This window comes from Candidatus Accumulibacter aalborgensis (assembly GCF_900089955.1).
Lineage (GTDB): Bacteria > Pseudomonadota > Gammaproteobacteria > Burkholderiales > Rhodocyclaceae > Accumulibacter > Accumulibacter aalborgensis.
On the sequence record NZ_FLQX01000126.1, the window covers coordinates 1 to 3,088 of the forward strand.

A 3,088-nucleotide genomic window follows, 5' to 3' on the forward strand; every position below is an offset into this window, starting at 1 on the left:
ATTTCGCGGAACGTGACCGGTCGTTTCGCGTGATCGTGACCGGTGGAGAGATGCTGCATGGATAGGGTTGAATGTTACCTCAACCGGTCACGCCTTGGATGAAATGGCGGTCACGCTTTCGTGAAATGGATGGGGGTCTGGCCCCGTTACAGGGTAACGGAGGGTGCGTTGAGGGGGCGGTCAAGGGCGGGCGAAGCCCGGCGAAGCGAACCCTTGAGGGCCCCCTCAACGCGGATACGCTGCAGGGCTTGGGGCTGGTTGCGGATTTTCGCAGCCGGCCCCCGAGCCCGTCCGGCGGCGAGGACTTCCCCGCCCTGGGGGGCGGGGTCAGGGGTGGGGGAAGCGCCGGGGTTTGCCAATGGCACCCGTTTTTGCAAAGGTCAGCTTGGGGTCGCAAACCCGATCGCGCAGGGGTGGAGGGAGACTGCAGGCTGAGCAACATAGGCCGAGGACCTTTCATCAAGCGTTTTTTGGGGGGGTCTGGCGGATGGCTACTCATTGTTACACTGTAACGCGAGGTAGTGATCCAACTCGTCATCGCTCATTGCCTGCGTGACGGCCCGATCGGCGTCCAGAATGAGTTGTTCGAGGACCGCACGTTGCGTGGTGCCGGCGCGGCGAGCCAGCCGGCCCAGGGCCAGAGCGGTCGCGGTGGAGACCCAGGATTGCAGGCGTCGTTCGCCATTGTCGCCAGCGAAGGGGCGTTTGGCGCGATAGGCTTGTTGTCTTTCGGCGGAAGTTGTCGTCATGATTTGGGCGTGGTTACAGTGTAACGGAGGACAGAAGAGGGGTTTCGCCATCGAGCTTGCGCTGCGATTCACCACTGAGCGCGAGCCGGTGGGCGGCATGCAGGATGCGGTCGAGAATCGCGTCAGCGAGAGTGGGATCATTGAGAAAGGCATGCCAATGCAGGGGTGCCAACTGGCTGCTCATCACGGTCGAACGGGTGCTCACCCGATCATCAAGGATTTCCAGCAAATCATTGCGCTCGGCCTGGGACAGCGGGGCCACGGCCCAATCGTCGAGGATCAGCAGATCGATCTTCGCCAGAGTCGCGAGACGTTTGCCAAAGCTGCCGTCGCCACGGGCGATACGCAGTTCCTCCAGAAGGCGGGGCAAACGCCAGTAGAGAACGGACAGTCCCTGCCGGCAGGCGGCATTACCCAGGGCGCAGGCGAGCCAGGTCTTCCCGCAACCGGTGGCGCCGGTCAGGAGCAGATTCTGGTGTGCCCGGATCCACTGGCAACTGGCCAACTGCGCCACCAGCGCACGATCGAGGTTGCGACCGGTGCCGTAGCGGATATCCTCAATGCACGCCTGCGAGGACTTGAGCCTGGCCTCGCGCAACAGGCGGGCGATGCGGCGATTCTCGCGATACGCGTGCTCGCGATCGACGAGCATCGCAAAGCGCTCGTCGAACGCCAAGGCCGCGACCTGGGCGTGCCTCTGCTGTTCCTCGAAGGCGGCGGCCATGCCGGGCAGGCGCAAGGATTTCAGGGTCAGGAGGGTTTGTTGCATCAGCATGGGGGTTCCTTTCGGGTTCAGTGGTAATAGGTCGGACCGCGCACATTGGCGTGCTCCGGCAAGGCCAGTTCGCCCTGTGCGGGCGACGTGAGCGGCTGTTGATCGAGTCCCTTCGCCAGAATCGAAGCGACCGAGCGATAGCGATGGGCGCCGACGGCGAGCGCCCGGGTGCAGGCGGCCTCCAGGCGCTCATGCGGATAGGTTCGGGCCAGACGCATCAAGCCCAGACAGGCACGGTACCCTTGCTCTGGATGCGGCTTCTCCAGCAGCAGACGCTTGACCAGTTCCGCCGTAGCCGGACCGATGGTCGCAGCCCAGTTCAGAAGGCGACCGGGAGACCATTCGGCATGCGCACGGTGGGCTGCCGGCATGTGTTCAGGCGTGGTCTCGAAATGCCCCCGGCGAGGGCTGCGCGGATGACTGGCCACCCGGCGCGTGCCGGCCAGCACTTCGACCGTGTTCTGCGTCACGCGCAGTTCCACTTCGCGATGGACCAGGGCGTGCGGCACGCTGTAATAGCTGCCGTCGAATTCGATGTGATAGTCGATATTGACTCGCGCGCGCTTCCATTCAGCGAGAGTAAAGGGCGTCGCCGGCAGGGGCCGCAGGTAGGGCGCGTCGAGTAGAGCGAAGGCAGACGCCCGGCAGCCGGGCAGCTTCTTGAACGGGCGCGAATTCAGTTCCGGCAGCAACGCCGCGATCGCCGCGTCGGCCTCGGCCACCGAGAAGAATTGCCGGTGGCGCAGTCGCGCGAGAATCCAGCGCTCGACAACCTGCACGCCGATTTCGACCTTGGCCTTGTCCTGCGGTCGCCGCCGGCGTGCCGGCAGAATGACGGTGCCGTAGTGGGCGGCAAACTCCTCGGTGATGCGGTTCAACACCGGTTCATAGGGGTCGGCATCGGAAACCAGGGCACGCGGATTGTCCGGAACGATCAGCGCGGTGACGCCACCCATATAGGTCAGCGCCCGCGCCAGTCCGCCGAGCCAGTCAGCCTGCGTCTGCTGGGGCGTGGCGCAGGCGAACGTGTAGTTGGACGCGCCGAGGACGGCGACGAAGACGCTGGACGATCGAATTTCGCCCGTTTGGCCGTCAATGATCGGCACCGTAGGGCCCGCGTAATCGGCGAAGAGTTTCTCACCGGCACGGTGAATTTGCCGCATCGAGCGCTTGAGCTTCCCGGCCCAAGCGCGATAGCGGGTGCAGAACGCCGTGTATTGGTAACCCCGCTCCCCGCTCGCTTGCCGGTACTCTTCCCAGAGCAGCGCCAGCGTCACGCCCTTCTTCTTGAGTTCCTGATGAACGCGCGCGTAGTCGGGCCCAATGAAGGCTGATGACCGCGCTTCCGGTTGCCGATACAGCAACCGCTCCAAGGCCAGATCGTCACAATCTTCCGGCAGCGGCCAACCAATGCTCGCCCCCTCGGCCAGCCGCAGGTACTTGGCAACCACGCCCTTGGAGATCTTCAGTGCCAGGGCGATCGCCTCGAGGCTCAGCTCAGTCGTGTAACGGTATCGCAGTACATCTCGAATCTTGCGCATGGATAGTCTCTCCTGGGGCATGC

3 protein-coding genes are annotated in these 3,088 nt (G+C 64.1%); all 3 read right to left on the reverse strand.

Features of this window, described 5'->3' with window-relative positions:
• Positions 1–491 precede the first annotated feature (491 nt).
• From ACCAA_RS13875 to istA, 3 genes are read right to left on the reverse strand one after another with little or no spacing between them, the layout of a single operon-like run.
• Entirely contained in the window at positions 492–749 is a 258-nt protein-coding gene (locus ACCAA_RS13875; RefSeq protein WP_186407844.1) for a hypothetical protein, read from the reverse strand.
• A gap of 13 nt (positions 750–762) precedes the next feature.
• Positions 763–1,524, reverse strand: coding sequence for an IS21-like element helper ATPase IstB (gene istB / locus ACCAA_RS13880; protein WP_186407845.1), 762 nt, complete (start codon positions 1,522–1,524; stop codon positions 763–765).
• 17 nt (positions 1,525–1,541) lie between these two features.
• On the reverse strand, positions 1,542–3,086 hold the full coding sequence (gene istA / locus ACCAA_RS13885; protein ID WP_186407846.1) for an IS21 family transposase: 1,545 nt from the start codon (positions 3,084–3,086) through the stop codon (positions 1,542–1,544).
• Between the last annotated feature and the right edge of the window lie 2 nt (positions 3,087–3,088).